A 26,880-nucleotide genomic window follows, 5' to 3' on the forward strand; every position below is an offset into this window, starting at 1 on the left:
GCGGCAGAGGGGCGAGCGCGGCATGCGGCTGGGAAGCGTCGGAGAGCGCGTCGGTGAACTCCCCCTCGAAATCACGGGGTTCGTGGGGCGGGAGCAGGAGCTCCGCGAGATCGCCACGCTGCTCGCCAAGGCACGGCTGGTGTCGCTGACCGGCCCCGGCGGCGTCGGCAAGACGCGCCTCGCGCTGCGGGCCGCCCGCGCCGCGCACTCCCGGTTCCCGGACGGCGTCTGCTTCGTCGAGCTGTCCTCGCTGCGCGACCCGGTGCTGCTCCCGCACACCGTGGCCGCCGCGCTCGGCCTCTCCGAGCAGGGCGACCGCGATCCGATGGAGCTGCTCGCCGCGTATCTGTCGGAGAAGCGGCTGCTGCTCGTCCTCGACACCTGCGAGCACCTGCTGGACGCCTGCGCGATGCACGTCGATCTGCTGCTGCGCATCGCGCCGGGCGTCACCGTGCTGGCGACGAGCCGTCAGCCGCTGGACGTGCCGGGCGAGTTCGTCTTCCCGATCACCCCGCTGCCGACCGACCACGAGGCGGTGCAGCTCTTCGCCGAGCGGGCAGCGGCCGTGACGCCGGGCTTCGTCCTGACGGACGCGAACCGCGCGGACGTCACCGCCGTGTGCCGCTGGGTGGAGGGGATGCCGCTCGCGATCGAGCTGGCGGTCGTCCGGCTGCGGGCGCTGTCGCTGGGCGAGCTGGCGGCGCGGCTGCAGGGGCGGCTCCAGGCGCTGACCGGAGGGAGACGGGCGGCCGTTCCCGGCCACCACAGGACGCTGCGCGCGACGATCGACTGGAGCCACGACCTGTGCTCGCCGCGCGAACAGACGCTGTGGCGGCGGCTGTCCGTCTTCGCCGGGGGCTTCGACGCGGAGTCGGCCGAGACCGTGTGCGGCGGCGGGGACCTGCCCGCCGAGGACGTGCTGGAACAGCTCATCGGGCTCGTCGACAAGTCGGTCGTGCTGCGCACCGACGAGGAGCCCGCGCGCTACCGGCTGCTGGACACCCTGCGGGAGTACGGCGCGGAGCGGCTCGTGGGCAGCGGCGAGGAGCGGACGTACCGGCTCCAGCACCTCGCGTACTGCGAGCGGCTCGCGGAGCGCGCCGACAGCCCCTTCCACAGCGACGCGCAGGCGCCGCTGCTGACCGCCGTCGGCAGGCGGCTCCAGGACTTCCGGCTCGCCCTGGAGCACACCGTCGGCGCCGAGGACCCCGCCCTCGCGCTGCGCGGGCTCGTCCTGGCGACCCGCCTGTGGACCCACTGGCTCACCGCCGGGCGGCTGCTGGAGGGGGCCCGCTGGCTCGGCGACGCGCTGGCGAAGGTGGAGCGGGACTGCTCCGAGCGGCTGGAGGCGCTGCACCGGCTGGCATGGCTGCTGATGTGCCTGGGGCGGCACGAGGAGGCGGACACCCGCGTCGCGCAGGCGCTGGAGACGGCCGACCGGATCGAGGACGAGCGCGGGACGGCGTACGCGATCCAGTACCGCGGCTGCCTCGCCATGCTGCGCGGCCGCATGGCGGAGTGCCACCGCGACTTCGACGAGGCCCGGCGCCGCTTCCGCAAGCTCGGGGACCGGGACGGGCTGGCCATCGCCGCGTTCGAGCAGACCTTCGGCGCCGCGGTCGTGGGCGACGCGGCGCACGCGTGGGAGATCTCCGCCGAGGGCCTCGCCGTGCTGGACGAGGCGCCGCGCGAGTGCTGGACGCGCAGCTACTGCCTGCTGTACCGGCAGTTGGCGCTCTGGAAGGCGCGCACCCGGGAGGGCGCGGAGAGCGACCCGGCGGGGATGCGCGAGCGGCTCGGCGAGACCGTCCGCCTCAAGCAGACCCTCGACGACCGGCTGGGCATGGGCATCGCCCTGGAGCTGCTGGCCTGGTACGCGGAGGAGGAGGGGCGCCACGAGCGCGCCGCCGCGCTCATGGGCGCGGCGCAGGCGATCTGGGACCGGCTCGGCGGCGCGCTGCTCGGCGCCGAGATCCTGCTCGTCGACCACCGCGCGGCCGCCGCTTCGGCGCGCGCGGCGCTCGGCGACACGGCGTACGACCGCTGCCACGCGCGCGGCGCCGCGCTGGACCCCGCGCTGGTGGTGACGTTCGCCGTGGAGGACCGCGACACCCCGCCCCGGGTCACCGCGCGCCCGTCCGCCGGGGACATCACGGGCGACGGCTCGCCGTACGCGCCGGGCAGGACGACGCCGCGCGGCAAGGCCCGCGCCGCCGCGGGCCGTACGGGCGGCGCGCTGACGCGGCGCGAGCGCGAGGTCGCCGCGCTGGTCGCGGAGGGGCTCACCAACCGGGAGATCGCCGAGCGGCTCGTCGTCTCCAAGCGCACGGCGGACGCGCACGTCGAGCACATCCTGACCAAGCTGGGCCTCACCTCGCGCACCCAGATCACCGGCCTGGAGTGAGTTCCCCGTCCGTCGGCAGTTCCCACGTGGACGTGCCGTGCACGGTGTTCGCCTCCCGCGCCACGCACCCCATCCGCGCGACCGCTTCCAGTACGGCCGTACGGGCGCGGGCGCTGTCGGCGGGCGGGAAGGCGATGCGGATCTGGTGCCCGTAGGCCATCTCGTACGTCAGCTGCCAGCCCGTCTCCGTCACCGCGAAGTGGTCCTGGCGGGCGCCCTGGTGCTCGTAGGCGCCGCGGTCGGCGGTGGGGCCGAGGGCCGCGCGCAGGATCTGCAGCCGCTCGTCGTACGGCGGCGTCTCGGGGTCCTCCGGGTCGTCGAGGCGGACGTAGACGTGGTCGTGCTCGACGGCCGGGTCGAAGTACGGGGGCACGTCGTCCGCGACCTCCAGGATCTCCGAGGTGATCCGCCCGTCGAGCCAGCCGTCGAGGAAGGCCGCGGCGCCGCACTCGTACTTCTCGTGGTCGTCGTCGCGCGACCAGATCACCACCGGCCAGGTCTCGGGCGGGCCCTCGGTGAGCCAGCACAGCTGTCCGGCGGCCTCCGTCACGCCCCAGGCCAGCAGCCCGCCGGGCTCCGGATAGAGCGGGTACGGGTACTTCTCGGGCCATGTGTCGCGCATGCTGCCGAAGACGTCCAGCGCGTCGCCCTCCAGCCGGACGGGGTTGTCGGCACCGTCGAACGGCGTGCTCAGGCACAGCTCGCCGCAGAAGTCCCCGCGCCCGTACGTCTCGACGAGCCGCTTGTAGTCCGCGGGCAGCGCGGTGCCCAGCGCGCGCTCGGCCGCCGCCCAGTCCCCGGTGCCGTTCACGGCCTCGCGGGGCGGCGGCACGCGGTCGGTGAGGCGGCGCAGATACGTCTCGTGGTCGGTCACCGGCACAGCGTACGGCCGGGCGCGCGGGGCCGTTCGCGCTCCCCCTTTCGGGGCGATCCCGTGCTGTCCGGACGGCGCTGTCCGGCCCGGACCTGCGGGTATCCACGGGCTTTGTGGGGCCACCCGAAGTCTGTGTTGGGCAGGGCGTCCCGGGCCTGCCTAGCCTCGGCAGCAGACCGGTGATCAAGCCGGTCACCAGCACGGATGTGAGGAGTGCCGAGCATGACCGAGAACACGCTGCCCAACAAGGTCGCGGTCGTCGCCGGGGGCGCGAAGAACCTCGGCGGGCTGATCAGCACGACGTTCGCCGACGCCGGGGCGAAGGTCGTGGTGCACCACCACAACTCCGAGGCCGAGGCCGAGCAGACCGTCAAGGAGATCGAGGAAGGGGGCGGCCAGGCCGTCGCCGTCCAGGGCGATCTGACGAAGGTCGCGGACGTACGGCGGCTCTTCGACACCGCCGTGGACACCTTCGGCGGGGTGGACATCGCCGTGAACACCACCGGGATGGTGCTGCGCAAGCCGATCCTGGAGACCAGCGAGGACGAGTACGACCGCATGTTCGGCATCAACGCGAAGGCGGCGTACTTCTTCATCCAGGAGGCTGGACGGCGGCTCAACGACCACGGCAAGATCATCAGCCTCGGCACCTCGCTGCTGGCCGCCTTCACCGACGGCTACTCGACGTACGCCGGGGGCAAGGCGCCGCTGGAGCACTTCACGCGGGCCGCCGCGAAGGAGTTCGCGGACCGGCACATCTCGGTGAACGTCGTCGCTCCGGGCCCGATGGACACCCCGTTCTTCTACCCTCAGGAGACGCCGCAGCGCGTGGAGTTCCACAAGTCGCAGGCGCTGGGCGACCAGCTCACGCAGATCGAGGACATCGTGCCGGTGGTGCGGTTCCTGGCCACCGAGGGCTGGTGGTTCACGGGCCAGACCCTCTTCCCCAACGGCGGCTACACCACCCGCTGACCGGCCCGCCCGCCGTCCGCCGCCGTCCGCGAGGAGCCCCATGGGACTGGACCTGCACAAGCTCGACCATCTGATCGCGGTCGCCGAGGAGGGCAGCCTCACCCGCGCCGCGGCGCGGCTGCACCTCTCGCAGCAGGCCCTCTCCACCTCGATCCGGGTCCTGGAACGCGAGGTCGGCGTGCCCCTGCTGGACCGGGGCGGCAGCGGGGTCTCGCTGCTCCCGGCCGGGCAGGCCATGGTCGAGGACGCGCGGGTGCTGCACGGCGTGGCGCGCGCGGCCCTGCGCCGCGCGCGCCGCGTGGGGCGCGGCGAGGCGGAGACGCTCCGCGTCGGGCACACCCCGTCCGTCATCGGCGAGGAGACCGCCGCGCTCCTGGCGCGGGTCGCCGAGGCCCATCCCGAGGTCGCCACCGAGGTCCATCAGCGCTACCCGGACGAGCTGACCGCCGCGCTCCTCGGCGGCGAGCTGGACGTCGGCCTGTGCCGGGGCATGCGGCCCGCGCCGGGCCTGATCCGCACCACGCTGGACCAGCAGCGGCTGCACATCGCCGTCGCCGCGGGGCATCCGCTCGCCGGGCACGAGCGGCTGGCGCTCCCCGACCTCGCGGACCAGCACTTCATGGTGTGGGGCCTGCCCGGCCGTTCCGGCTACACCGATCTCCTCGTCGAGCACTGCCGCGCCGCCGGGTTCGAGCCCCGCGTCGAACGGACGCCGCGCCAGGGGACACCACCGGTCACCGCCGTCATCGGCACCGACCGGCTCGCGTTCGTCACCACTCCCCCGGGCCCAGCCGCCGGGGGCAGGGTCCGCGTCCTCCCCCTCGACCCGCCGCTGCACGCCCCGCTCCACGCGCTGCACCTCCCGCACACCACCAGCCCGGCGCGGGACGCACTGCTGGCGGGCACGCTCTCGTGACCCGCTACGGTGCGTACGACGCGCACCGTACGGGGAGGGGACCGCGCCATGAGCGGAGACGAGCACGCCCGCGCGAGCCTGGAGGGGCTCGTGATGGGGGACGCGTTCGGCGACACCTGGTTCACGCGCTCCGGCGAGCCGGTCGAGGAGTGGTGGGCCGCGCGCGAGCCGCGCCCCGCGCCGTGGCCCTGGACCGACGACTCGGCCATGGCCCTCGTCCTCTTCGCGCACCTGAGCGAGCACGGCGAGGTCCGTCCCGACGCGCTGGCCCGGGAGTTCGCCGCGGAGTACGCGCGGGACCCGGCCCGCAAGTACGGCCCGTCCATGCACGGCGTGCTGCGCGGCATCGGCGAGGGCGGCGACTGGCGGGAGCTGACGACGGAGCAGTTCGGCGGCCAGGGCTCGTACGGCAACGGCGCGGCGATGCGCGTCGCGCCCCTCGGCGCCTGGTTCCGGGACGACCTGGCCGCCGTCCGCGAGCAGGCCCGGCTCTCCGCGCTGACCACCCACGCCCACCCGGAGGCGGTGGCCGGAGCGGTGGCCGTGGCGGTCGCCGCCGCGCTGGCGGCGCGGGGAAAGCCGTACGGGACGCGAGCCGAACTCCTCCACGAGGTCGCAGCCCACGTCCCGGACGGCGACGTACGCGCCCGCCTCCTGGTCGCCGCGTCCTTCCCCGTACGGACCTCGATACGGCACGCCGCGTCCGTACTCGGCTCGGGGACGCTGATCTCGGCCCCCGACACCGTCCCCTTCGCCCTCTGGTCCGCCCCGGACACCTGGACGATCTGGCCGAGGCCCTGTGGCAGACCCTCGGCGGCTGGGGCGACCGCGACACGACCTGCGCGATCGCGGGCGGCATCGTCGCCGCCCGCACCGGCACGAAGGCCCTCCCCACCTCCTGGCACGAGGCCCGCGAGGAGCTCCCCGGCACTCCCCGCGGGGCCCGGGTCACCTGACGGTCGTACGGGTCAGGGGCAGGCGGAGGGTTTCCGCGAAGGAGAGGAGGACGACCAGGCCCGAGACGATGGCCAGGCCCATCAGGTAGAAGCCGGGGGCGAGCGGGCTGCCGAACGAGGTGACCAGGCCGGTGGCGACGAAGGGGGCCGTGCCGCCGAAGAGCACGTACGCCGCCGTGTAGCCGAGCGCCGAGCCGCTGGCGCGGAGCTGGCCGGGGAACATCTCGACCATGGCGGGGACGTTGGACGTGCCGATCACCGCGACGAAGACCGCGAGCACCGAGCTGCCCACCAGCGCCCCCGGCAGCCCCGTGCCGATCAGCCAGAAGACGGGCAGCGTGGTGACGGCGAAGCCGCCGCAGGCGACGAGCAGCATCGGTCTGCGCCCGTAACGGTCGCTGGCCGCGGCCATGAACGGGCAGGCCGCGCTGTACGCGAGCATGGCCACCAGGCCGACGAGCATGGCGTCGGACTTGGTGTAGCCGACCTCCTCGGACATGTAGGAGATCATGTAGCTGCTCATGAGGTAGTAGCCGACCGCGTTGGTGATGCTGTAGCCGAAGAGCGTCAGCACCTGCCGCCTGCAGACCCGCCACGCCTCCCGCAGCGGCGACTGCTGCACGGCCTCGCGCTGCTCCATCGCGCGGAAGACGGGGGTGTCGTCGATCTTGCTGCGCAGATAGAGCCCGATCAGCCCGAGCGGCCCGGCCAGCAGGAACGGCACGCGCCACCCCCAGCTCTCCAGCGCGCCCTCGCTCAGCGACGAGGTGATCACGAGCCCGGTCAGCGCGCCCGCCACCGAGGCGAGCCCGACGGTGAGCGGCACGACGCTCGCGTAACGGGCGCGGCGCCCCTCAGGGGCGTACTCCATGATGAACGCCGAGGCACCCGTGTACTCGCCGCCCGTGGAGAAGCCCTGCACGGCGCGGAGCAGGAAGAGCAGGACGGGCGCGGCGATGCCGATCGTCGCGTAGCTGGGCAGCAGGCCGATGAAGAGCGTCGAGCCGCTCATGCACAGCACGCTCAGCGCCAGCATCCGGTTGCGGCCGATCCGGTCGCCGTAGCGGCCGAAGAACGCGGCGCCGACCGGCCGGGCGATGAAGCCCCCGGCGAAGACGGCCCAGGTGGCGAGGAGCGCCGCCGTCTTGTCGTACTGCGGGAAGAAGAGCCCGGCGATGGTGGCCGACATGATGGCGTACGCGCCGGAGTCGAACCACTCGACGAAGTTGCCGATGGCCGTCGCCAGGGAGACCTTGCGGCGGACGCGGGGCGCGTCGGCGGGCTCGGCGGACTCGGCGGCGACCCCCGTCGGGGCCCCGTCCTCTCTGGGGAGCGTGCTGTCCGTCGTCACCTCGGACCGTCCTTCCCGGCCTCGCGGGCGCGCAGTGCGGCCCGCTGGATCTTCCCGGTGGCCGAGCGCGGCAGTTCGTCGGCGAACTCGATCAGCCGGGGGTAGGCGAAGCGGGAGTGCGCGGCGCGCGCGAACTCCTGGATCTCGCGGGCCAGCGCCTCGCCCGGCTCGTATCCGTCGCTCAGTTCGATCCACGCCTTGACGGCCTGGCCGCGCACCGGATCGGGCACGCCGACCACTCCGGCCTCGGCGACGGCGGGGTGACCGCGCAGAACGGACTCCACTTCGTACGGTCCGACGCGGTAGCCGGAGGTCTTGATGACGTCGTCGGTGCGGCCGAGGAACCAGAAGTACCCGTCCTCGTCCCGCACGGCCTGGTCCTTGGTGCGGTACCAGGTGCCGCCGAAGGTCTCGGCGGTGGCCTCCGGCCGGTTCCAGTAGCCCAGCGGGAACTGGGGGTTGGACCCGGCCCGCAGGCAGATCTCGCCCGGCTGCCCGACGGGCACCTCACGGTCGTCCTCGTCCAGCAGCGCGACGTCCCAGCCGGGCAGCGGGCGCCCCATGGAGCCGGGCTTGACCGGCACACCGGGGAAGTTGCCCAGCAGCGGGTACGACTCGGTGGAGCCGTAGTAGTCCAGCGGGGTCACGCCGAACTGCTCGCGGAACCAGTCGATGAGGTCGGGCGTGAGCGGCTCGTTGGAGCAGCACACCACCCGCAGCGCCTGCGGATGACGCGTCCCCGCATCCGGGACGTCCTGCATCATTTTACGCAGGAAAGTGGGGTTGACCAGGGCCGTTGTGACCTTGTTACGGGACATCGAGGCCAGCAGTCCGGCCGGGTCGAAGCCCCCGGCGGGGCGGTAGACGAGGTGCGTGGCGCCCGCGCGCAGCGGGCCCATGAGCTTGGCCATGGACCAGGCCCAGTCCCCCGCGCCGTAGAACACGTCACCGGGCCGCAGGTCGTGGCAGTACCGGAACTCGTTGTGCCCGAGCAGCGTGCGGTGCGCGTGCACGATGCCCTTGGCGGGGCCGGTCGTGCCGGAGGTGTAGAAGATCAGCGCGGGGTCGTCGGGCGACGTCCCGACGGTCGTGAACGCGGGCGGCAGCGCGCCGATCGCCGGGTCGTCCACGTTCACGACGGTGCCGTCGTAGCCCTCCGTACGCTCCAGGGCCGCGCTCTCGGTGACGAGCACGGTCGCGCCGGAGTCGGCGAGCCGGTAGCGGATCGGCTCGTCCGCCCAGAGCAGGGACATGGTCACCAGGACCGCGCCGGTGCGCAGCACGCCCAGGTACGTCGCCGGGGTGTCGGGACGCTGCGGCAGCAGGACGGCCACGCGGTCACCCTTGCGCACGCCGAGCGCGTGCAGGTGCGCGGCGACCTGCCGGGAGCGGTCCTGGACCTGCTGCCAGCGGACCTCCTCGCGGTGCCCGGTGTGGTCCTCGAAGACGAGCGCGAGCGCGTCCCCGTCGTGCCGGTCGGCGACGTCGGCCGCCATGTTGTACCGCTCGGGGACGCTCCAGTGATGGTCCTCGACGAGGCGCCGGTAGGCGGCCTCCTCGTCGGAGCCCGTGGACAGGGGCGTAACGCTGGTGGTCATGGTGCGGACCTCCTGGGAACGAGGGGACGGGGCGGGAGGGGGCGGGACGGGGCGGGGCTCGGCTCAGGCTCGGCGGCGGCCCGCGAGGAAGCGGGCCATCTCGCGCTGGGGCTCGCCGGTGGCGTAGGCGGCGGTGTGGACCTTCTTGGCCGCGTCGACGGCCTCGTCGAGGCCCGCGTCGTCGAGTTCGCGCAGCCGGCCCTTGGTCAGCGCGACCGCGCCGGGCGGGAGTTCGGCCAGGCGTACGGCCTCGGCCAGGGCCTCGCTCCTGACCTGGTCCTGCGGGACGAGCCGGGAGAGCAGCCCGAGCCGTTCGGCCTCGGGACCTTCGACCAGGCGGCCCGTGAGGGCGAACTCGGTGGTCTTCGCCCGGCCGAGGATGCCCCGCATGGCCCAGATGCCGGTGATGCTGGGGATGCCGGAGAGCACCTCGGGCTGGCCCATGCGGACGCCCTCGTGCCCGATGCGCAGGTCGGCGAGGAGAGCGAACTGGAAGCCGGACCCGGCGGCGACGCCGTTCACGGCGGCGACGACCGGCTTGTCGAGGCCGCGCACGGTGCGGAAGAGGCGCCCGAAGTCGTCGATCCACGCCTCGGCCGCCGCGTGGTCGTCCGGGTCGATCGCGGCGGTCTCGGCGAGGTCCTGGCCCGCGCAGAACGCGCGCCCGGCGCCGGTGAGGACGACGGCGCGGCACCGGTCGTCGGCGCCCGCCTCGCCGAGCGCGGCGACGAGCCGGTCCCGCATCTCCGCCGTCCAGGCGTTGAGCTTGTCGGGGCGGTTGAGGGTCACCTCGGCGACGTGGACGCCCTCGGAGGCGGGGACGGGGTGCCGGGTCACGAGGACGGTGCTGGTGTCGTTCACGAGCGGGCCTTTCTGAACGTACGTACGGGCGCAGGTCAGGTCCGCGGCAGGGGTGTCCGCCGCTATGGGAAAGGGGGTTACGGGAAGGTGTGCACCCACCGGCTTCCCGTGGGCAGCCATGCAAACAGCAGCCCGTGTGAGCTGGCTAACACCAATCGGGACTGCCCTCGATATCGCAGCGATATGGTGCGCGCATGGAGCTGCGTCACCTGCGCTATTTCGCCGTCCTCGCCGAGGAGCTGCACTTCGGCAGGGCGGCGGAACGGCTGCACATGGCCCAGCCGCCGCTCTCCCAGCGCATCCGCGACCTGGAGAACGAGCTGGGCGTGCGGCTCTTCGACCGCACCCGGCCCCGGGTCCAGCTCACCGAGGCGGGCGCCCTGCTGCTGGAGCACGTACGGCCCGTACTGGCCGGGGTGGACAGCGCGCGCGAGGCGATGCGCCGGGTGCGGCCCGGGGAGGCGGGCGTCCTGCGCGTAGGCATCCCCCCGGACACGGCGCCGCCCGTGCTGCCGACGGTGACGGCGGGCTTCGCGCGGCGCGTGCCCGACGTGCTGATCGACCTCCACGAGCTGACGACGGACGAGCAGCTGGTCCGGCTGCGCGAGGGCGAGCTCGACGCGGGCGTGGTCCGGCACCCCGCCGACACGGTCGGCCTGGAGTCGGGCCCGGTCGCGCGGCGCGAGCTGGGCGTGGTCCTGCCCGCCGACCACCCGGCGGCGCGGGACGGCGGACCGCTGCGGCTGCGGGACCTGGACGGGGCCGCGCTGGTGATCTTCCCCCGCGCCATGGCGCCCCGGCTCTACGACCACATGCTGCTGATCTGCCGCGACGAGGGGCTGCTGCCCGGCTCGATCCGGCACGCGCGCAACCCGCACTTCGTGCACGGGCTGGTCCTCGCGGGACGGGGCGTGCATCTGAACGAGCCTCCGGCGACGCCGCTCCCGGAGGGGCTGGTCTGGCGCCCGCTGGAGGGCGCGGCGCTGGCGTGGCAGACCTCGGTGGTGTGGGTGCCGACGCGGCACAACGAGGCGATCACCGCGTTCGTGGAGGCGGTGTCGGAGGGGCTGGCCGCCGCCGGGCACCACCTCGCCGAGACGGCGCCGCCCCGGCCACGCTGAGAACTTCGCCCTGACGCCCTGTCACCGACGGCCTCGGGCATCATGCTGCGCATGAACGACTCCCCACACGAGGGCCGACCGAGCAGGCTGCGGCACCGGCTGGTGCCGATGACGGGCCGGGATCCGGAGGAGCGCGGGCGGGTCGCCTCCCCGCTGGAGCTGCTGTTCGACCTGACCTTCGTCGTCGCCGTCGGCACCGCCTCCTCCCACTTCGCCGAGCTGCTCGCCGAGGGGCACCCCTGGCGGGCCCTCGCCGCTTTCGTCCTGGCGATGTTCGCGATCAGCGTCGCCTGGATCAGCTTCAGCTGGTTCGCCTCCGCCTTCGCCACGGACGACTGGCTGTACCGCGCGCTGACGATGGTGCAGATGATCGGCGTCGTGGTCTTCTCGCTCGGGCTCCCGGCGATGTTCCGCTCCGTGGCGGAGGGCGAGCACCTGGAAGTGCGGGCGATGGTGCTCGGGTACGTCGTGATGCGCGTCGCGATGGTCCTCCAGTGGTGGCGCGCGGCCCGCGAGTCGCCGCCGTTCCACGACGTGGGGATGGCCAGCATCCGCTGGACGGTGATCGTGCAGGCCGGGTGGCTCGTCGTCGCGTTCGCCCCCCTGCCGCTCGCCGTGATGGCCCCCACCCTCGCCGTGCTCGCGGTCCTGGAGCTGCTGCTGCCCGCGCTGACGCAGGGCGGCGCGGGCGGTACGCCGTGGCATCCGCACCATGTCGCGGAGCGGTACAGCCTCTTCGCGATCATCACCCTCGGCGAGGGCGTCGTCGGCACCGTCGCCTCCTCGGGCGGCCTCCTCGGCGGCGAGGACGGGACGCAGTGGACGGGGAACGCGGTCGCGATCGTCGTCGCCGGGGTCGGGCTGACCTTCGGCATGTGGTGGGTGTACTTCGCCACGCCGTTCGGCGACATCCTCACGCACCGCCGCTCGCGCGGCTATCTGTTCGGCTACGGGCACATCCTGCTCTTCCTCGGCATCGCGGGCGCGGGCGCGGGCCTGCACGTGGCGGGGCTCTCGCTCGAACACCACGCGGAGATCGGCCACGCCGCCGTCGTCCTGTGGCTCGCGCTCCCGGTCGGCCTCTACCTGCTGACGGTCTATCTGCTGCACACGCTGCTGCTGTCCGCTGGCGACCGCTTCCATCTGCTGCTGATCTCCCTCACGCTCGCGGTGCTGGCCGCCGCCGTGCTGCTCGCGGCGGCCGGTGTGGCGATCGCCGTGTGCCTGCTCGTGGTGATGCTCGCGCCGTTCGTCACCGTCGTCGGCCACGAGACGGTCGGGCACGAGCACCAGCGGCGGATGCTGGAGGCGCTGGAAGCACCGTGACGGAGGGGGTCGCCGTAACGGCGGTTCGTGCGCGAGACCTTGACACCCGCATTGGTCTGGACCAAATTACGGGTGTCCCGCACTCCCCGCCCCCACCCCGCCCGGAGGCAGTCGTGACCCCCCGCTCCCGCTCCCGCTGGTCCAGACCCAAGGTGCGCGCCACCGGCGCCGCGCTCGCACTGCTGGCGTCCGGCCTCCTCGCGGTCCCTGCCGCCGCGTCCGGCTCGGACGCCCCGCCGTCACGGGCCGCCGCCGCGCTCCCCGAGCACGCTCTCGTCGGCTATCTGCACACCAGCTTCGCCAACGGCTCCGGCTACACGCGCCTCGCGGACACCCCGGACAGCTGGGACGTCATCGACCTCGCCTTCGGCGAGCCGACCTCCGCCACCTCGGGCGACATCCGCTTCGACCTCTGCCCGAAGTCGGAGTGCCCGAACGTCGAGACGAAGGACGAGTTCAAGGCCGCCGTCAAGGCGAAGCAGGCGCAGGGCAAGAAGGTCCTGATCTCCATCGGCGGCCAGAACGGCCAGGTGCGGCTCACCACGGCGCAGGCCCGCGACACCTTCGTCGCCTCCGTTTCGAAGATCATCGACGAGTACGGACTCGACGGCCTCGACGTCGACTTCGAGGGCCACTCGCTCTCGCTGGACTCCGGCGACACCGACTTCAAGAACCCCAAGACCCCGGTCATCGTGAACCTGATCTCCGCCCTGAAGACCCTCAAGGCGAAGTACGGCTCCGGCTTCACGCTGACCATGGCGCCCGAGACCTTCTTCGTCCAGCTCGGCTACCAGAACTACGGCCCGGGCCCGTGGGGCGGCGACCCCCGCGCGGGCGCGTACCTGCCCGTCATCCACGCCCTGCGCGACGATCTGACGCTGCTGCACGTCCAGGACTACAACTCGGGCCCGATCATGGGCCTGGACAACCAGTACCACCAGATGGGCAGCGCCGACTTCCACATCGCCATGACCGACATGCTGCTCACCGGCTTCCCCGTCAAGGGCGACACCGCCAACGTCTTCCCGCCCCTGCCCCCGGAGAAGGTCGCCATCGGCATGCCCGCCTCCCCCCAGGCGGGCAACGGCCACGTCCCGCCCTCCGAGGTCGACAAGTCCCTCGACTGCCTGACGAAGGGCACCAACTGCGGCTCGTACAAGCCGCACGGCACGTGGCCGGCGCTGCGCGGCCTGATGACCTGGTCGATCAACTGGGACCGCTTCAACAACAACGAGTTCAGCAAGAACTTCGACGCCTACTTCGGCTGACCCCGGCATGATCGTGGGGCACGATGATCCAATGGCCCACATCGCGCTGTTCCACTCCGTCCTCGGCCTGCGCCCCGTAGAGCTCCTCGCCGCCGAACGGCTGCGGGGCGCCGGGCACGAGGCCGTCACGCCCGACCTCTTCGACGGCGAGACGGCCCCGACCCTCGACGAGGGCTTCCAGCTGGTCGAGCGCATCGGCTGGGAGGCCATGCTGAAGCGGGCCCGCCACGCCCTGGACCACATGCCGCCCGAGACCGTGCTGATGGGCCTCTCCATGGGCACGGCCGTGGTGGCCGACCTCTGCCCCGAACGCCCCGCGACCGCCGGAGTCCTCCTGCTGCACGGCGCCGCCGAACTCCCCGCCCCCGTACGCCCCGGCCTGCGCGTCCAGCTGCACGCCGCCGACCCCGACGACTTCGCACCGGCCGAGCGCGTCACCGCCCTGCGCCAGACGGCACAGGAGTCCGGCGCCCACCTGGAGATCTTCCGCTACCCCGGCGCCGGCCACTTCTACACCGACGCCACCCTCCCCGACCACGACCCGACCGCCGCCGAACAGACCTGGCGCCGGATCCTGGACTTCCTCGCCCCCTGACCGGCGCCTGACCGACCCCTGACCGGCCCGCGTTGCGCCGACCGGATGCAGGCGGGGCGAACCGCCACGGCGAGCCTTGCGGGTGGGGGCAGGGGTCTGGAGCATGCGGCCATGGCACATTGCGAGGTTTGCGGCAACGACTACGACCTGGCGTTCTACGTCGAGACCCAGGACGGGGCCCGGCACGTCTTCGACTCCTTCTCCTGCGCCATCCACCGCATGGCGCCGATCTGCGAGCACTGCCGGGTGCAGATCATCGGGCAGGGCGTCGAGGTCGAGGGCCACTGGTACTGCGGCGCGCACTGCGCGCGGGCGGAGGAGAAGGAAGGCATCGTGGACCGGGTCTGACCCCGGGAAGCGCCGCGCGGCCTCCTTAGGATGCCCGCCATGGAGCGTGGCGGGCAGGACAAGGGCGGCGAGGGCGGCGAGGGTGACGACGGCGGCACCGGCGCGGAGGCGGCGCGGGAGCGCTGGGAGCGGCGCACCGAGGTGCCCCTGCTGTGGCTCGCGGCGCTGTTCGCCGTGGCCTACGCGGCGCCCATCCTGCTCCCGGACTCCCCGCGCTGGGTGCGGAACGTCTGCCACGGCACCGAGTGGGGCGTGTGGGGCACGTACGCGCTCGACTACTTCGTACGGCTGGCGCTGTCGCGGCGGCGCTGGCTCTTCGTGCGCGGACATCCGTTCGCGCTGCTCGCGGTCGCGCTGCCGATGGTGCAGCCGCTGCGGCTGCTCCGGCTGGTCGCCGCGCTGCTGCTGGTGGGGCAGCGGGCCCGGCTGGCGTCGCAGATCCGGGTCACGACGTATGTGGCGGGGGCCTGCGTCGGGCTGCTGATGTTCGGCTCGCTGGCCGTGCTGGAGGTGGAGCGGGGCCAGCCGGGGTCCACGATCCATTCGACGGGCGACGCGCTGTGGTGGGCGTTCACCACCATGACGACGGTCGGCTACGGCGACACCGCGCCGGTCACCGGGCCTGGCCGGGTGCTCGCCGTCGGGCTGATGCTCTCCGGGATCGCCCTGCTCGGTGTGGTCACGGCCAACATCGCCGCCTGGTTCATCGCCCGTTTCGACCGCGACGACGCGGAGATCGAGCGGCAGACGGCCGCGATCACCGCCCTCACCGAGGAGGTACGGGAACTGCGCGCGCAGGTCGCCGAACTGACCGCGCACCACGGGACCGCGGTACGGCTCCCCGCCCCGGAGAACGGACGCCCCCCGGCCGACGCCCCGTAATAGCCTGCCGGGATGACACGCAGCACGAAGCGGATCCGGCGGCTCGTCGTCGGCGACGAGACCTTCCTCTGGTCGGTGCGGCACTCCCACCGCCCGGACGAGCAGGGGCGGAACACGGACTGCCGCGAGACGCTCGCGCTGGGCCTGGAGGGGTCGCGGGGGCGGCTGCGGATCGTCTTCCGGGAGGGGCCCGGCAGGCTCGTACCCGCCGGGTACCCGGAGCTTTCGGGCTCCGTCGGCACCATGGCCGGGCCGTCGCTCAACCTGCACGAGCCCGGCACCGTGCGGGCCGTGCTGGACGAGGCGCGGGCGCGGGGGTGGGACCCCGGCGGGTCCTCAAGGCTGGAGATCGACGGGTGGGACCTCCACGACGCCGTGGCGGCCCGTCGCGCCTGAGCCCCGTCCCAGGTCGCGGGGCCTGCCCGGGCCGCCGACGCCGCCTATGGTGGGTGGGACCAGTCGGCACGAGGTGGGAGCGGAGCATGGCGGAGGGGCCCGAGAAGACGGAGAAGGCCGCGCGGATCGACACCTCGGTGGCGCACTCGGCGCGGATCTGGGACTACTGGACCGGCGGCAAGGACTACTACGAGGTCGACCGGGAGGCCGGGGACCGCATCCTGGCCGTGTACCCCGACATGGCCGTACTGGCGCGTGTGGGGCGGCACTTCATCGGCCGTACGGTGCGCTATCTCGCCGCCGAGGCGGGCATCCGGCAGTTCCTCGACATCGGTACGGGCCTGCCCACGGTGGACAACACGCACGAGGTCGCCCAGCGCGTCGCCCCCGAATCCCGCATCGTCTACACCGACAACGACCCCCTGGTGCTGGCCCACGCGCACGCCCTGCTCACCAGCACCGCCGAGGGCGCGACGGCGTACGTCGAGGCCGACGTGGAGCAGCCGGACAGGATCCTGGAGGCCGCCTCGGGGACGCTCGACCTCTCCCGGCCGGTCGCGGTCATGCTGATGGGCATCCTCGCCCACGTGTCCGACTACGACGAGGCCCGTGCGATCGTGCGGCGCCTGATGGACGCTCTGCCCTCCGGCAGCTACCTCGCCGTGCGGGACGGTACCGACACCGACCCCCGTTATGTGAAGGCGCTGGAGGGCTACAACCGCAGCGGCGCCGTCCCGTACCACCCCCGCAGCCCCGAGCAGGTGGCCGGTTTCCTCGACGGCCTGGAGGTCGTCGAGCCCGGCGTCGTCCCCTGCCCCCAGTGGCGCCCCGAGGCACCGGACATGGAGACCCGCAAGGTGATCGCGCTCTACGGCGGAGTGGGCCGCAAGCCGTAAGGGCGGCGGAGGGGGCGGAAGGGGCGGGCGGGGTCACGTCGTACAGTCGGGCAGTACCGGGGCCGTGAGGGATACGGCCCGCCGCTGCTGGAAGGCCACCGTGACCGCGACGAACGACCCCGCGACGAACGACCACCCGTCCCTGCTGGACCTCCCGCCGCTCGGCGCCGAGCGCTTCGCCGCGATCGAGGACAAGGTCGCGGCGCTGCTGCGCACCCGTTCCGACGTGGTGGTGATGCAGGGCGAGGCGCTGCTGCCGCTGGAGGCGTGCATCCGTTCGGCCGCGCCGCGCGGCAGCACGGCGCTGAACATCGTGACGGGCCCGTACGGCGAGACGTTCGGCGGCTGGCTGCGCTCCTGCGGGGCCGAGGTCGTCACGCTCAGCGCCCCGTTCACCGGCGCCGTCTCCGCCGAGCAGGTCGCGGAGGCGCTGCGCGCGCACCCCGGCATCGGCCTGGTGAGCCTCGTCCACGCGGAGGCGGCGACCGGCAACACCAACCCCGTCGCGGAGATCAGCGCGGTCGTGCGGGAGCACGGGGCGCTGCTGATGCTGGACGCCGTCGCCTCGGTCGGCGCCGAGCCGCTGCCGACCGACGAGTGGGGCGTCGACCTGTGCGTGATCGGCGGCCAGAAGGCGCTGGCCGGGCCCGCCGGGGTCTCGGCCGTGTCGGTCAGCGCGCGCGCTTGGGAGCGGATGGCGGCGAACGAGGACGCGCCGCGCCGCTCGTACCTCTCGCTGCTGGACTGGAAGGAGCGCTGGCTCGACGGCGGTCGCGCCGCGCTGCCGCACGCCCCGGCCCAGTTGGAGATGCTGGCCCTGGAGCAGGCCGTGGACCGCGTCGCGGCCGAGGGCCTGGACGCCGCGTTCGCCCGGCACCGCGCGGCCTCGGCGGCGCTGCGGGCCGCCGCGCGCGAACTGCCGGGCCTGGCACCGTACGTGCTGCGCGACGAGGACGCGGCCCCGGCGGCGACCACGCTGCGGACGGACGCGGGTCTCGACGCGCGCGAGGTCGTGGAGGCCGCGCTCAAGGCCGACGCGGACGTGCCGCTCCAGGCGGGGGGCGGCGCGCTCGCCGAGGAGATGCTCCGCGTCAACCACTACGGCCGGGCCGCCGACCGCACCGTCGTCACGGCGACCGTACGGGCCCTGGCCGCCGGCCTGGGCGCGGACGCGGCAGCCGAACCGGCCGTCGCCGCTGCGGAGTCCGCGTGGGAGGCGACGGCCGGGGCGTAGGCGCTACCGGGCCGGGGTGAGTTCGCGCTCGATCTGTTCGAGGCTCTTGCCCCGCGTCTCCGGGATGCGGCGGGCCGTGAAGACGGCGAGGAGGGCGCAGACCGCCGCGTAGAGCGCGAAGGTGCCCGCGCCGCCGAGCGCGTCGAGCAGGGTGAGGAACGTGAGCGAGACCAGGAAGTTCATCGTCCAGTTCGAGAACATGGTCGCGCTCATGGCCGTTCCCCGGATCCGGAGCGGGTAGAGCTCGGAGGGGATGATAAAGACCACGACGTTGAGCGTGGTGGCGACGGCGGCGATGAAGACGACGACGAAGAGCACGGCGAGCCACGCGAACGACGAGTCCTGACCGCCCGCGGCGAGCGTCGCGGCGAGACCGGCGAGGGCGAGGGCCATCACGACGGCGCCCGTGCCCAGCAGCTTCGTCCGCCCGAAGCGGTCGACGGCGAGCATGCCGACGGGCGTCATCAGCAGGTTCACGACGCCGACGCCGACCGTCGCGAGGACGGCCGAGGACGAGCCGAGGCCGCTGCTCTCGAAGATCTTCGGCGCGTAGTAGATGACCGTGTTGACGCCGGACGCCTGGCCGAGGATCTGGAGGCCGACGCCCGCGACGATCGCGGGGCGCACCGAGCGGTCGGTCAGCGCGCGCCACCGCCCCCGCCGGGGCGCCGCTCCCGGGTCGGCGGGCCCAGCCGTCAGCCCGTTCAGCTCGGCCTCGACGGCCGCCGGGTCGCCGTCGCCGCGCACCCGGCGCAGCACGGCACGGGCGCGCGCGGCCTCGCCGCGCAGCGCGAGCCAGCGGGGCGACTCGGGGAGCACGAGCATGCCGACGCCGAAGAGCACGGCGGGGACGGCGGCCAGGCCGAACATCCAGCGCCAGTCGTGCGGGACGTCCTTGAGCGTGTAGTTGGCGACGTACGCCAGCACGATGCCCAGCGTGATCATCAGCTGGTTGAGGCCCACCAGGCGGCCCCGGAAGCGGGGCGGGGCCAGCTCCGCGATGTAGACCGGCACCAGGTTCGAGGCGGCGCCGATGCCGAGGCCCAGGACGACGCGCGCCGCCGTGAGCATCGCCGCCGAGGGCGCGAAGGCCGCCATGGCGGCGCCGAGCGTGAAGATCCCGGCCGCGACGACGAGCACCGGGCGGCGCCCGTGCCGGTCGGAGAGGTTCCCGGCCCCGGCGGCGCCGATCATCGCGCCGACCAGGATCGAGCTCACGACGACGCCCGAGCTGAACGAGGAGAGCCCGAAGTCGGACTCGATGGAGAGCAGCGCGCCGGAGATGACTCCCGTGTCGTAGCCGAACAGCAGCCCGCCGAGCGCCGCGACGAGGGCGACGCCGGTCACGGGCCGGAGGCTGGCTCTGCCGCTCCGCGTCACGGTGGTGCCGGGTGACGCCATGGCACTTCCCTTCTTTCCCATCCCCCGAAATTGGCAGGTACCAATTTGGCAGTTCACTTGGACAAACACAAGAGAGCCCGTAGAATTTTCTACATTGGTTGGTACCTATCTGAGTGAGGGTGAAGCGTGGCCAGACAGGCCAAACACGAGGAGCTGCGGCAGACGCTCCTCGCCGAGATGGCGGGGGCGGAGCCGCACACCCCGCTGCCGACCGAGCGGGAGATCTCCACCCGGCACGGCGTCTCGCGCAACACGGTGCGCCAGGCGCTCGACGCGCTGGAGGCGTCCGGGACCGTCTACCGGGTGCAGGGCGCGGGCACGTTCGTCGCGCCCGCCGTCGTCTCCAAGTCGCTCTCGCTGACCTCCTTCTCCGAGGACATGCGCGAGCGGAACCTCGCACCGGCCTCCCGCCTCCTGGCGGCGGGGACCGTGCGCGCCGGGCGGCAGATCGCCGAGCAGCTCGGCGTGGACCCCGAGTCCGAGGTCGTCCGCGTGAGCAGGCTCCGGCTGGCCGACGGCTCGCCGATGTGCCTGGAGAACGTGCATCTGCCCGCCGACCGCGTCCCCGGCCTCGCCGACGAGGACCTCAGCGGCTCGCTCTACGCACTGCTGACGGAGCGGTACAAGCTGGAGATCCGCTCGGCCGAGCAGATCGTCCGCGCCGTCGATCTCGACGACACCGAGGCGGCGCTGCTGGGCGTCCCGCTCGGCAGCTCGGGCCTGCGGGTGCGGCGCGTCGGCCTCGACCGCAGGGACACCCCCGTCGAGGCGACGACCACCCTCTACCGCGCGGACCGGTACGACATCCGCTTCACCGTGCGCAGGGGGCAGTCATGACGGAGCACGGGACGGACCGGGTGACGGTCGGCGTCGACGTCGGCGGTACGAAGATCGCCGCCGGGCTCGTGGCCGCGGACGGGACGCTGCTGGAGACGCTCGTACGGCCGACCCCGGCCGCCGAGGGCCCGTCCGCGGTGCTCGACGCGATCGCCGCGGCCGTACGCGGACTCGACGACTGGGAGCGGGCGTACGGGCTCGGCATCGGCACCGGCGGCGTCATCGACCGCGACCGCGGCGTGGTCCTCTCCGCCAACGACCTGCTGCCCGGCTGGGCGGGCACCCGCCTCGCCGGCGAACTGCGCGCCCGGCTGGACCTCCCGGTCACCGCCGACAACGACGCCAACGTCTTCGCGCTCGCCGAGCAGACCTTCGGCGCGGGCACCGGCGCCTCCTCCGCGCTCTACGTGAGCGTGGGCACCGGCATCGGCGGCGGGCTGGCCACCGGCGGGCGGCTGCTGCGCGGCGCGCACTGGACGGCCGGGGAGTTCGGCCACATCCCGGTCCCCGAGGCCGGGGACCGGCGCTGCAACTGCGGGCGTACGGGCCATCTGGAGGCCGTCTCCTCCGGGCCCGCGATCGCCGCGCGGTTCGCGGAGCTGACCGGGGGCGCCGCCGAGGACCTGCGCGAGGTCGCCGAGCTGGCCGCCTCCCCGGACGCCGCGCACGCGCACGAGGCCCGTACGGCGCTCGCGGAGGGCGCGGGCGCGCTCGGCAGGGCGCTCGGCGGCCTGGTCAACACGGTCGACCCGGAGCGGGTGGTGATCGGCGGCGGCGTCGCCTCCATCGGCGCCCCGTTCTGGGAGCCGCTGACCGAGGCGTTCGCGGCGGAGCTGCTGCCGCAGCCCTCGGGCCTGCGCCCGCTGCCCGCCGCGCTGGGACCGCGCGCGGCGGTGATCGGGGCCGCGGCGCTGCTCCTGGAGGAGCGGTGAGAACCACGTCGAGCGAGCTGAGCACGGAGAAGGACGGAGCATGACCGAGGTGACTTCCGACGAGAGCCGGAGCGGCGACGCGAAGGAACTGCTGGAGCGGCTGCGGGGCGGGCTGATCGTCTCCTGCCAGGCGCCGCCCGGCGATCCGCTGCGCGCGCCCGCGCACATCGCGGCCATCGCCGCCTCCGTGGCGGCGGGCGCACCGGCGGCCGGGCTGCGGGTGCAGGGGGTGGACGACATCCTCGCCGTACGGGAGGTGGTGGGCGCCATCGGCCCGCTGCCGGTCGTCGGCCTGTGGAAGGACGGCGTCGAGGGCGTCTTCATCACGCCGACCGCCGCGCACGCCACGGCCGTCGCCGACGCGGGCGCCGAGATCGTCGCCGTCGACGCGACGACGCGCCCCCGCCCCGACGGGCGCCCGCTGCGCGAGACGGTGGCGGCGGTGCACGCACGGGGCAGGCTGCTGATGGCCGACGTCTCCACCGTCGAGGAGGGCGTCACGGCGGCGGAGCTCGGCGCGGACATGGTCTCCACGACCCTCTCCGGCTACACCCCGTACAGCCGCCAGGCCGCAGGGCCCGATCTGGAGCTGGTCGCCGAGCTGGCCTCGCGGCTGGACGTCCCCGTCTTCGCCGAGGGCCGGGTCCACACGCCCGAGCAGGCCAGGGCGGCGCTGGACGCCGGGGCCTGGGGTGTCGTCGTGGGCGGCGCGATCACCGCCCCCGCGGCCATCGCGGCCCGCTTCGCCGCCGCGCTGGACTGACGTACGGGAACGGGCGCGCGGAGCCCGGACGTCAGGGCTGACGTCCGGGCTCCGCCGTCTCGTCCCCTCTCGCGTCCTCGTCCGCGCTCTCCTTCTTCATCGCCCTCGTCTCGCTCTTGAGGATCCGCAGGGACTTGCCCAGGGAACGGGCCGTGTCCGGGAGCCTCTTGGAGCCGAACACGAGCACCACGACCAGGGCCACGACCAGCAGGTGCCAGGGCGCCAGCCCGTTGCGCAGGAACATCGTTCGCCACCCGGCTTTCTCTCAGACGCTTCCATACTTGCTACATTGCGCAACTGTACAAGCAAGTGGGGAGTGGTGCGGATGCCCGGCAGTCACAAGCGAGGGCGGCGGCGCAGGCGGAGCCGTGCGCGGACCGTCGCCGTGGTCGGGCTCTCGTTCCTGATCCTGCTCACCGCGGGCGTCTCGTGGCTCTACCTCCAGCTCAACGGGAACATCGAGACGTTCGGCTCCGACGGCCTCAGCCGCGACCGCCCCGAGGGCGGCGCGGGCGGCCAGAACGTGCTGGTCATCGGCTCCGACGCGCGGACCGGCGGCAACCGGAAGCTCGGCGGAGGCGCCAAGGACGACGTGGGGCGCTCCGACACCGCCTTCCTCCTGCACGTCTACGGGGACGCCCGGCACGCCGTCGCGGTCTCCTTCCCCCGGGACACGCTGGTCGACATCCCCTCCTGCAAGCTGCCGGACGGGAGCTGGACGAAGCCGCAGCCGCGCACGATGTTCAACGCGGCGTTCTCCGTCGGGCAGACCGGGAAGGGCAACCCGGCCTGCACCCAGAACACCGTCGAGAAGCTGACGGGGCTGCGCGTGGACCACACCGTGGTCGTCGACTTCAAGGGCTTCGCGGCGATGACCTCCGCCGTCGGCGGCGTGCCCGTCTGCGTCCCCAAGGACCTCTACCAGGGCGATCTCAACCCGAACCGGGGCTCGCCCGGCGAGCGCCTCTTCCGCAAGGGTGAGCAGACCGTCGAGGGGCAGCGCGCGCTGGACTACGTACGCCTCCGGCACGGCCTCGGGGACGGCTCGGACATCGGCCGTATCAAGCGGCAGCAGGCGTTCGTGGGTTCGCTCATCAAGAAGGTCAAGGACCAAGGGCTGAGCCCCACCACGCTGCTGCCCCTGGCGAACGCCGCGACCCGCTCGATGACCGTCGACGAGGGGCTGGGCACGCCGACGAAGATGGTCGACTTCACGATGTCGCTGAAGAACGTCGACCTGGGCAACACCCGCTTCGTCACCCTCCCCTGGCGCTACGAGGGCAACCGCGTGGCCATCGTCCGCTCCGAGGCCGACGCGCTCTGGGCCGATCTGCGCGCCGACCGCACCCCGGCAAGCCCCTCCTCCGGCCCGCGTTCGGGCAAGGGGATCAGCGTCGCCGTCCTCAACGGCACCCCGGCCCCTGGGCTCGCGGCCACGGCAGCGGGCGAGCTGCGCGACCACGGCTTCACGGTCACCTCCACCGGCAACGCGGACGCCTCCGGCACCACGACGACCCGTATCGCGTACGGCCCCGGCGAACGGCGGCACGCCAAGGCGCTCGCCGCGCACTTCCCCGGGTCGTCCGTGGAGTCCACCGACCGGCCCGGCCTCACCGTCACCCTGGGCGGGGACTACGAGCCGGGCGCGGCCTCCGCCTCCCCCGCGCCCCGTGAACAGGCCAAGGGCCGCTCGGCCGCCGACGACCTGTGCGCCGACCTCTCCTACGGCTGACCGCCGAGGTGCCGGGCCTCGTAGCGTGCCCTGGCCGCCGTGAGGGCCCAGCCGTACAGGCCGAGGACCAGCGCCAGCAGCGCGTACGAGACGGGCGGCAGCGGGGCCATGCCGAGCGCGGGGCCCAGCGGTGTGAACGGGATCAGCACGCCGAGGGCGCCCAGCCCGGCCGCCGCGAGCCCGACGGGCCCCCGCACGCGCGGGCCGCCACCGCGCAGCAGGAGGAGGACGAGTCCCTGGGTGAGCAGGTTCTCGGTGAACCAGCCGCCGTGGAAGACGTCCGGGTCCGCGCCGTTCACCGCGGCGTGCGCGGTGAGGGCGATCAGGGCGAACGTGGCGAGGTCGGCGAGCGCGTTCAGCAGCCCGAAGCGGGTGAGGAAGCGGAGCAGCTCGCGCGGGTCCAGGGCCGTGGGCCGGTCCGGCACGGTGCGCGGACGGCGGTCGAAGGCGAACGAGAGCTGGGCCGCGTCGAAGCAGAGGTTCTGCACCAGCACCTGCGCCGGGAGCATCGGCACGAACGGCAGCAGCAGGACGGCGACGAGCATCGCGAGCGCGTTGCCGAGGTTCGAGGAGAGCGCGGCGCGCAGATACGTGGCGATCGCGACCCCGCCGCGCCGCCCCGCGTCCACGGCGCGGGCGACCGCCGCCAGGTCCTTGTCGCCGAGCACCACGTCGGCGCCCTCCCGCGCCACCGCGACCGCGCCGCGCGGGCAGAGCCCGACGTCGGCGGCGCGCAGCGCGGCGAGGTCGTTCACCCCGTCCCCGAGGAAGCCGGTGGTGTGCCCGGCGGCCCGCAGCGCCGTCACGACCCGCGCCTTGTGCCGCGCCGCGCACCGCGCGAACACGTCGGTACGGGCCACCGCCCCGGCCAGCTCCTCGTCGGACAGCGCGTCGATCCGCTCGCCGGTCAGCACGCCGGGCAGCACGTCCCCCGTCCCCGGACGCGGGTCGAGGCCCAGCTCGTGCCAGGCGCGGGCCGCGGTCCCCGGGTGGTCGCCGGTGACGAGGCGTACGGCGATGCCCCGGTCCCGCAGGGCCCGGAGGGCCTCTGGGGCGGTGGGGGCGAGGGCGTCGCGGAAGGTGACCAGGCCGGTGAAGGTCAGGCCCCGCTCGTCGGCGGGGGTCCAGTCGCGGGCCCGGGGCGTGCGGGTGGCGGTGGCGACGGCGAGGACGCGGAGGCCGTCGGCGGCCTGGCGCGCCGCGAGGGCGCGCAGCCGCTCGCGCGCGTCCTCGTCCAGCGCGCACCGTTCGAGGACGTCCTCGACGGTGCCCTTCACGACGAGGGTGTGGGCGCCGAGCACGCCGGGGCGGCGCAGGACGGCGGTGGAGAGGCGCCGCGCGTGGTCGAACGGGAGGGCGGCCACACCCTCGTACGCCTCGTCCTCACCCCACGGGCCGGCGTCCGCGTCGAGCACGGCCTCGTCCAGCGCGTCGGGCGCGGGCAGTTCGGCGAGCTGGAGCGTCCACGCGGCGTTGAGCGCCGCCCAGCGCAGGACCCGGGCGTCGGCCCGCCCGTACGCGTCGAGCGCCTCGGCGACCACGGGCCGGTCCTGGGTGACCGTGCCCGTCTTGTCGAGGCAGAGCACGTCCATCGCCGCGAGGTCGTGCAGCGCGGGCAGCCGTCTGACGATCACCTGGCTCTCCCGGGCGAGGGCCGCACCGCCGCGCGCCAGTACGGTCGTGACGACGACGGGCAGCATCTCGGGCGTGAGGCTGACGGCCACCGCGACGGCGAACGGCAGCGTCCCTCCCCCGTGCTCACCGAACGCCGCGTCCGCCATCAGGACCAGCGGCGGCGTCAGCAGCATGAAGCGGATGAGGATCCAGGAGACCCCGTAGACGGACCGGTCGAACGCGCCGGGCCCGCGCTCCCCCGCCCCGTGCCCGGCGGCGAGCTGCGTGTCGGCGCCGGTCGCCACCACCACGGCGGTGCCGCTCCCGGACGCCACGCCGCTGCCCTGCAAGCAGAGATGGGGCCGGTCGAAGAGCCCCTGCCCCGGCTCCGCCAACGACGGCCCGGCCTCCGCCGGACGCTTGGCGACCGGCGCCGACTCGCCCGTCAGCGGCGCCTGGTGCACGCGCAGCCCGCTCGCCCGCAGCAGCAGGACGTCCGCCGGTACGAGGTCGCCGGGCCCGAGCCGGATCACGTCGCCCGGCACCAGCTCGTCCACGGGCACCTCGCGCGGCCGGGGGTCCCCCCGCCCTCCGTCGCCCCGACGGCGCAGCACGGTCGCGGTGTCGGCGACCAGCTCGCGCAGCGCGGCCGACGACCGGTCGGCGCGGTGCTCCCCCGCCGTACGGACCGCGCAGCTCACGGTGACCAGCGCGAGGATCACCAGGGCCGTGCCCCAGGACGTGACGGCGGCCGACACCAGGCCGAGGCAGAGCAGCACCGAGGTGAACGGGTCGCGCAGCCCGCGCGCCATCCGGCGCGGCAGCGACGGGGCCCGCCGCGCGGGCAGCGTGTTCGGGCCGCCCGCCGCGAGCCGCTCCTCCGCCTGCGCCTCCGTCAGCCCTTTGGGCCCCGAATCCAGCGAGCGCAGCACCTGCAGCGGCGTGAGCAGGCCGAGCGCGCCGCCCGAAGTTTCCGAGGTGTCCGAGGTGTCCGAGGTGCCTGGGGCGTACGGAGCCACGGCCCCGGTCTCAGGCACCGGACCAGCGGCGGCGCGGCACCGCCGCCCGCTCCTCGCGCTCGGCGAGCTGGCCGAGCATGACCTGGACGACGGTGACCACGCCGGGGTCGTCGACCAGATAGACCTGTCGCCGCCCCTCCCGGCGCGAGCGCACGAGTCCGGCGAGCTTGAGCTTGGCCAGGTGCTGGCTGACGGCGGGGAGCGTGCCGCCCACCCGTTCCGCGAGGTGGCTCACGTCGCACTCGCCCTGCGAGAGCGCCCAGACGAGGTGCAGCCGCGAGGGCGAGGCCAGCAGTCCGAACGCCGCGGCGGCCTCGTCCAGCAACTCGGGGGACGGATCCCCGGCACCGCCTCCCGCACCCGCTGCCACGGTCACTCTCCCGTCCACCTCGTACGCCCTGTCGGCGCCACAGTCTAGGCCGTGCCCTGTGCCCTGTGCTGTGGCCGCTGAGCAGGGGCTGCCCCGCCTTGTGTGTCGCAGGCTGCGGGTTGTGGGTGGTCGCTCGCGCAGTTCCCCGCGCCCCCGCGGGCGGGCTGCGGGCGGGGAGCCCGCGCACCACCAACACCGCCCCGCCCCCCCCCCA

24 protein-coding genes and 1 pseudogene are annotated in these 26,880 nt (G+C 74.0%); 17 read left to right on the forward strand and 8 right to left on the reverse strand.

Going from position 1 to position 26,880, the window contains the following annotated elements:
- Positions 1-22: 22 nt before the first annotated feature.
- Positions 23-2,404, forward strand: coding sequence for an ATP-binding protein (locus ACGF3A_RS35090; protein WP_393734504.1), 2,382 nt, complete (start codon positions 23-25; stop codon positions 2,402-2,404).
- Here the strand turns inward: ACGF3A_RS35090 and ACGF3A_RS35095 are convergent.
- Positions 2,388-3,278, reverse strand: coding sequence for an SMI1/KNR4 family protein (locus ACGF3A_RS35095; protein WP_393734505.1), 891 nt, complete (start codon positions 3,276-3,278; stop codon positions 2,388-2,390). The genes ACGF3A_RS35090 and ACGF3A_RS35095 overlap by 17 nt on opposite strands.
- Before the next feature lie 222 nt (positions 3,279-3,500).
- On the opposite strand from ACGF3A_RS35095, the gene ACGF3A_RS35100 reads away from it, so the two are divergent.
- The 3 genes and pseudogenes from ACGF3A_RS35100 to ACGF3A_RS35110 all read left to right on the forward strand — a co-directional run bounded on the left by ACGF3A_RS35100 (position 3,501) and on the right by ACGF3A_RS35110 (position 6,122).
- Entirely contained in the window at positions 3,501-4,250 is a 750-nt protein-coding gene (locus ACGF3A_RS35100; protein ID WP_393734506.1) for an SDR family oxidoreductase, read from the forward strand.
- A 40-nt stretch (positions 4,251-4,290) separates the two neighbouring features.
- Positions 4,291-5,166: a LysR substrate-binding domain-containing protein gene (locus ACGF3A_RS35105; protein ID WP_393734507.1), complete on the forward strand. Its 876-nt coding sequence runs from the start codon at positions 4,291-4,293 to the stop codon at positions 5,164-5,166.
- Positions 5,167-5,214: 48 nt separating this feature from the next.
- Positions 5,215-6,122, forward strand: a pseudogene (locus ACGF3A_RS35110) (ADP-ribosylglycohydrolase family protein).
- Here ACGF3A_RS35110 and ACGF3A_RS35115 read toward each other — a convergent pair.
- From ACGF3A_RS35115 to ACGF3A_RS35125, 3 genes are all read right to left on the reverse strand, one after another.
- The gene (locus ACGF3A_RS35115) at positions 6,115-7,473 is read right to left on the reverse strand and encodes an MFS transporter (RefSeq protein ID WP_393734508.1); all 1,359 of its coding nucleotides are present in this window, start codon (positions 7,471-7,473) and stop codon (positions 6,115-6,117) included. The pseudogene ACGF3A_RS35110 and the gene ACGF3A_RS35115 sit on opposite strands and share 8 nt — an antisense overlap.
- Positions 7,470-9,071, reverse strand: coding sequence for an acyl-CoA synthetase (locus tag ACGF3A_RS35120; protein ID WP_393734509.1), 1,602 nt, complete (start codon positions 9,069-9,071; stop codon positions 7,470-7,472). Before ACGF3A_RS35120 ends, ACGF3A_RS35115 begins: the two co-directional genes overlap by 4 nt.
- A 63-nt stretch (positions 9,072-9,134) precedes the next feature.
- The gene (locus ACGF3A_RS35125) at positions 9,135-9,932 is read right to left on the reverse strand and encodes an enoyl-CoA hydratase/isomerase family protein (RefSeq protein ID WP_393734510.1); all 798 of its coding nucleotides are present in this window, start codon (positions 9,930-9,932) and stop codon (positions 9,135-9,137) included.
- A 194-nt stretch (positions 9,933-10,126) separates the two neighbouring features.
- Between ACGF3A_RS35125 and ACGF3A_RS35130 the strand changes: the two genes are divergently transcribed.
- The 9 genes from ACGF3A_RS35130 (at position 10,127) to ACGF3A_RS35170 (ending at position 17,998) form a co-directional block, all read left to right on the forward strand.
- On the forward strand, positions 10,127-11,053 hold the full coding sequence (locus ACGF3A_RS35130) for a LysR substrate-binding domain-containing protein (protein WP_393734511.1): 927 nt from the start codon (positions 10,127-10,129) through the stop codon (positions 11,051-11,053).
- Positions 11,054-11,104: 51 nt separating this feature from the next.
- Complete coding sequence (locus ACGF3A_RS35135) at positions 11,105-12,379, forward strand: low temperature requirement protein A (protein ID WP_393734512.1); 1,275 nt, start codon at positions 11,105-11,107, stop codon at positions 12,377-12,379.
- 113 nt (positions 12,380-12,492) lie between these two features.
- The gene (locus ACGF3A_RS35140) at positions 12,493-13,647 is read left to right on the forward strand and encodes a chitinase (RefSeq protein ID WP_393734513.1); all 1,155 of its coding nucleotides are present in this window, start codon (positions 12,493-12,495) and stop codon (positions 13,645-13,647) included.
- Between the two features lie 31 nt (positions 13,648-13,678).
- Positions 13,679-14,242, forward strand: a complete 564-nt coding sequence (locus tag ACGF3A_RS35145; protein WP_393734514.1) for a dienelactone hydrolase family protein — start codon at positions 13,679-13,681, stop codon at positions 14,240-14,242.
- Between the two features lie 111 nt (positions 14,243-14,353).
- Entirely contained in the window at positions 14,354-14,590 is a 237-nt protein-coding gene (locus ACGF3A_RS35150) for a hypothetical protein (protein ID WP_393734515.1), read from the forward strand.
- A gap of 39 nt (positions 14,591-14,629) precedes the next feature.
- On the forward strand, positions 14,630-15,472 hold the full coding sequence (locus ACGF3A_RS35155; protein ID WP_393734516.1) for a potassium channel family protein: 843 nt from the start codon (positions 14,630-14,632) through the stop codon (positions 15,470-15,472).
- A gap of 12 nt (positions 15,473-15,484) precedes the next feature.
- Positions 15,485-15,868 carry a hypothetical protein gene (locus ACGF3A_RS35160; RefSeq protein ID WP_393734517.1) on the forward strand — a complete coding sequence of 128 codons (384 nt, stop codon included), beginning with the start codon at positions 15,485-15,487 and terminating at the stop codon, positions 15,866-15,868.
- A gap of 86 nt (positions 15,869-15,954) precedes the next feature.
- The gene (locus ACGF3A_RS35165) at positions 15,955-16,764 is read left to right on the forward strand and encodes an SAM-dependent methyltransferase (RefSeq protein ID WP_393734518.1); all 810 of its coding nucleotides are present in this window, start codon (positions 15,955-15,957) and stop codon (positions 16,762-16,764) included.
- Between the two features lie 100 nt (positions 16,765-16,864).
- Positions 16,865-17,998 carry a pyridoxal-phosphate-dependent aminotransferase family protein gene (locus ACGF3A_RS35170; RefSeq protein WP_393734519.1) on the forward strand — a complete coding sequence of 378 codons (1,134 nt, stop codon included), beginning with the start codon at positions 16,865-16,867 and terminating at the stop codon, positions 17,996-17,998.
- Between the two features lie 3 nt (positions 17,999-18,001).
- Here ACGF3A_RS35170 and ACGF3A_RS35175 read toward each other — a convergent pair whose 3' ends face one another.
- Positions 18,002-19,399, reverse strand: coding sequence for a sugar porter family MFS transporter (locus tag ACGF3A_RS35175; protein ID WP_393734520.1), 1,398 nt, complete (start codon positions 19,397-19,399; stop codon positions 18,002-18,004).
- A 126-nt stretch (positions 19,400-19,525) separates the two neighbouring features.
- On the opposite strand from ACGF3A_RS35175, the gene ACGF3A_RS35180 reads away from it, so the two are divergent.
- Genes ACGF3A_RS35180 through ACGF3A_RS35190 form a run of 3 tightly spaced genes read left to right on the forward strand, consistent with a single transcriptional unit; the run spans position 19,526 to position 21,931 of the window.
- Complete coding sequence (locus ACGF3A_RS35180; RefSeq protein ID WP_393734521.1) at positions 19,526-20,236, forward strand: GntR family transcriptional regulator; 711 nt, start codon at positions 19,526-19,528, stop codon at positions 20,234-20,236.
- Positions 20,233-21,168, forward strand: a complete 936-nt coding sequence (locus ACGF3A_RS35185; protein WP_393734523.1) for an ROK family protein — start codon at positions 20,233-20,235, stop codon at positions 21,166-21,168. The genes ACGF3A_RS35180 and ACGF3A_RS35185 overlap by 4 nt, the downstream gene beginning before the upstream one ends.
- 40 nt (positions 21,169-21,208) lie before the next feature.
- Complete coding sequence (locus tag ACGF3A_RS35190) at positions 21,209-21,931, forward strand: N-acetylmannosamine-6-phosphate 2-epimerase (protein ID WP_393734524.1); 723 nt, start codon at positions 21,209-21,211, stop codon at positions 21,929-21,931.
- 31 nt (positions 21,932-21,962) lie between these two features.
- Here ACGF3A_RS35190 and tatA read toward each other — a convergent pair whose 3' ends face one another.
- The gene (tatA, locus tag ACGF3A_RS35195) at positions 21,963-22,175 is read right to left on the reverse strand and encodes a Sec-independent protein translocase subunit TatA (protein ID WP_393734525.1); all 213 of its coding nucleotides are present in this window, start codon (positions 22,173-22,175) and stop codon (positions 21,963-21,965) included.
- 81 nt (positions 22,176-22,256) lie between these two features.
- Between tatA and ACGF3A_RS35200 the strand changes: the two genes are divergently transcribed.
- Positions 22,257-23,663, forward strand: coding sequence for an LCP family protein (locus tag ACGF3A_RS35200; RefSeq protein WP_393734526.1), 1,407 nt, complete (start codon positions 22,257-22,259; stop codon positions 23,661-23,663).
- Here the strand turns inward: ACGF3A_RS35200 and mgtA are convergent.
- Positions 23,654-26,314 carry a magnesium-translocating P-type ATPase gene (mgtA, locus tag ACGF3A_RS35205; RefSeq protein ID WP_393734527.1) on the reverse strand — a complete coding sequence of 887 codons (2,661 nt, stop codon included), beginning with the start codon at positions 26,312-26,314 and terminating at the stop codon, positions 23,654-23,656. The two genes, ACGF3A_RS35200 and mgtA, sit on opposite strands and share 10 nt — an antisense overlap.
- On the reverse strand, positions 26,307-26,666 hold the full coding sequence (locus ACGF3A_RS35210; protein ID WP_393734672.1) for an ArsR/SmtB family transcription factor: 360 nt from the start codon (positions 26,664-26,666) through the stop codon (positions 26,307-26,309). The genes mgtA and ACGF3A_RS35210 overlap by 8 nt, the downstream gene beginning before the upstream one ends.
- Positions 26,667-26,880 lie beyond the last annotated feature (214 nt).

This window comes from Streptomyces sp. NPDC048172 (genome assembly GCF_043202595.1).
Lineage (GTDB): Bacteria > Actinomycetota > Actinomycetes > Streptomycetales > Streptomycetaceae > Streptomyces.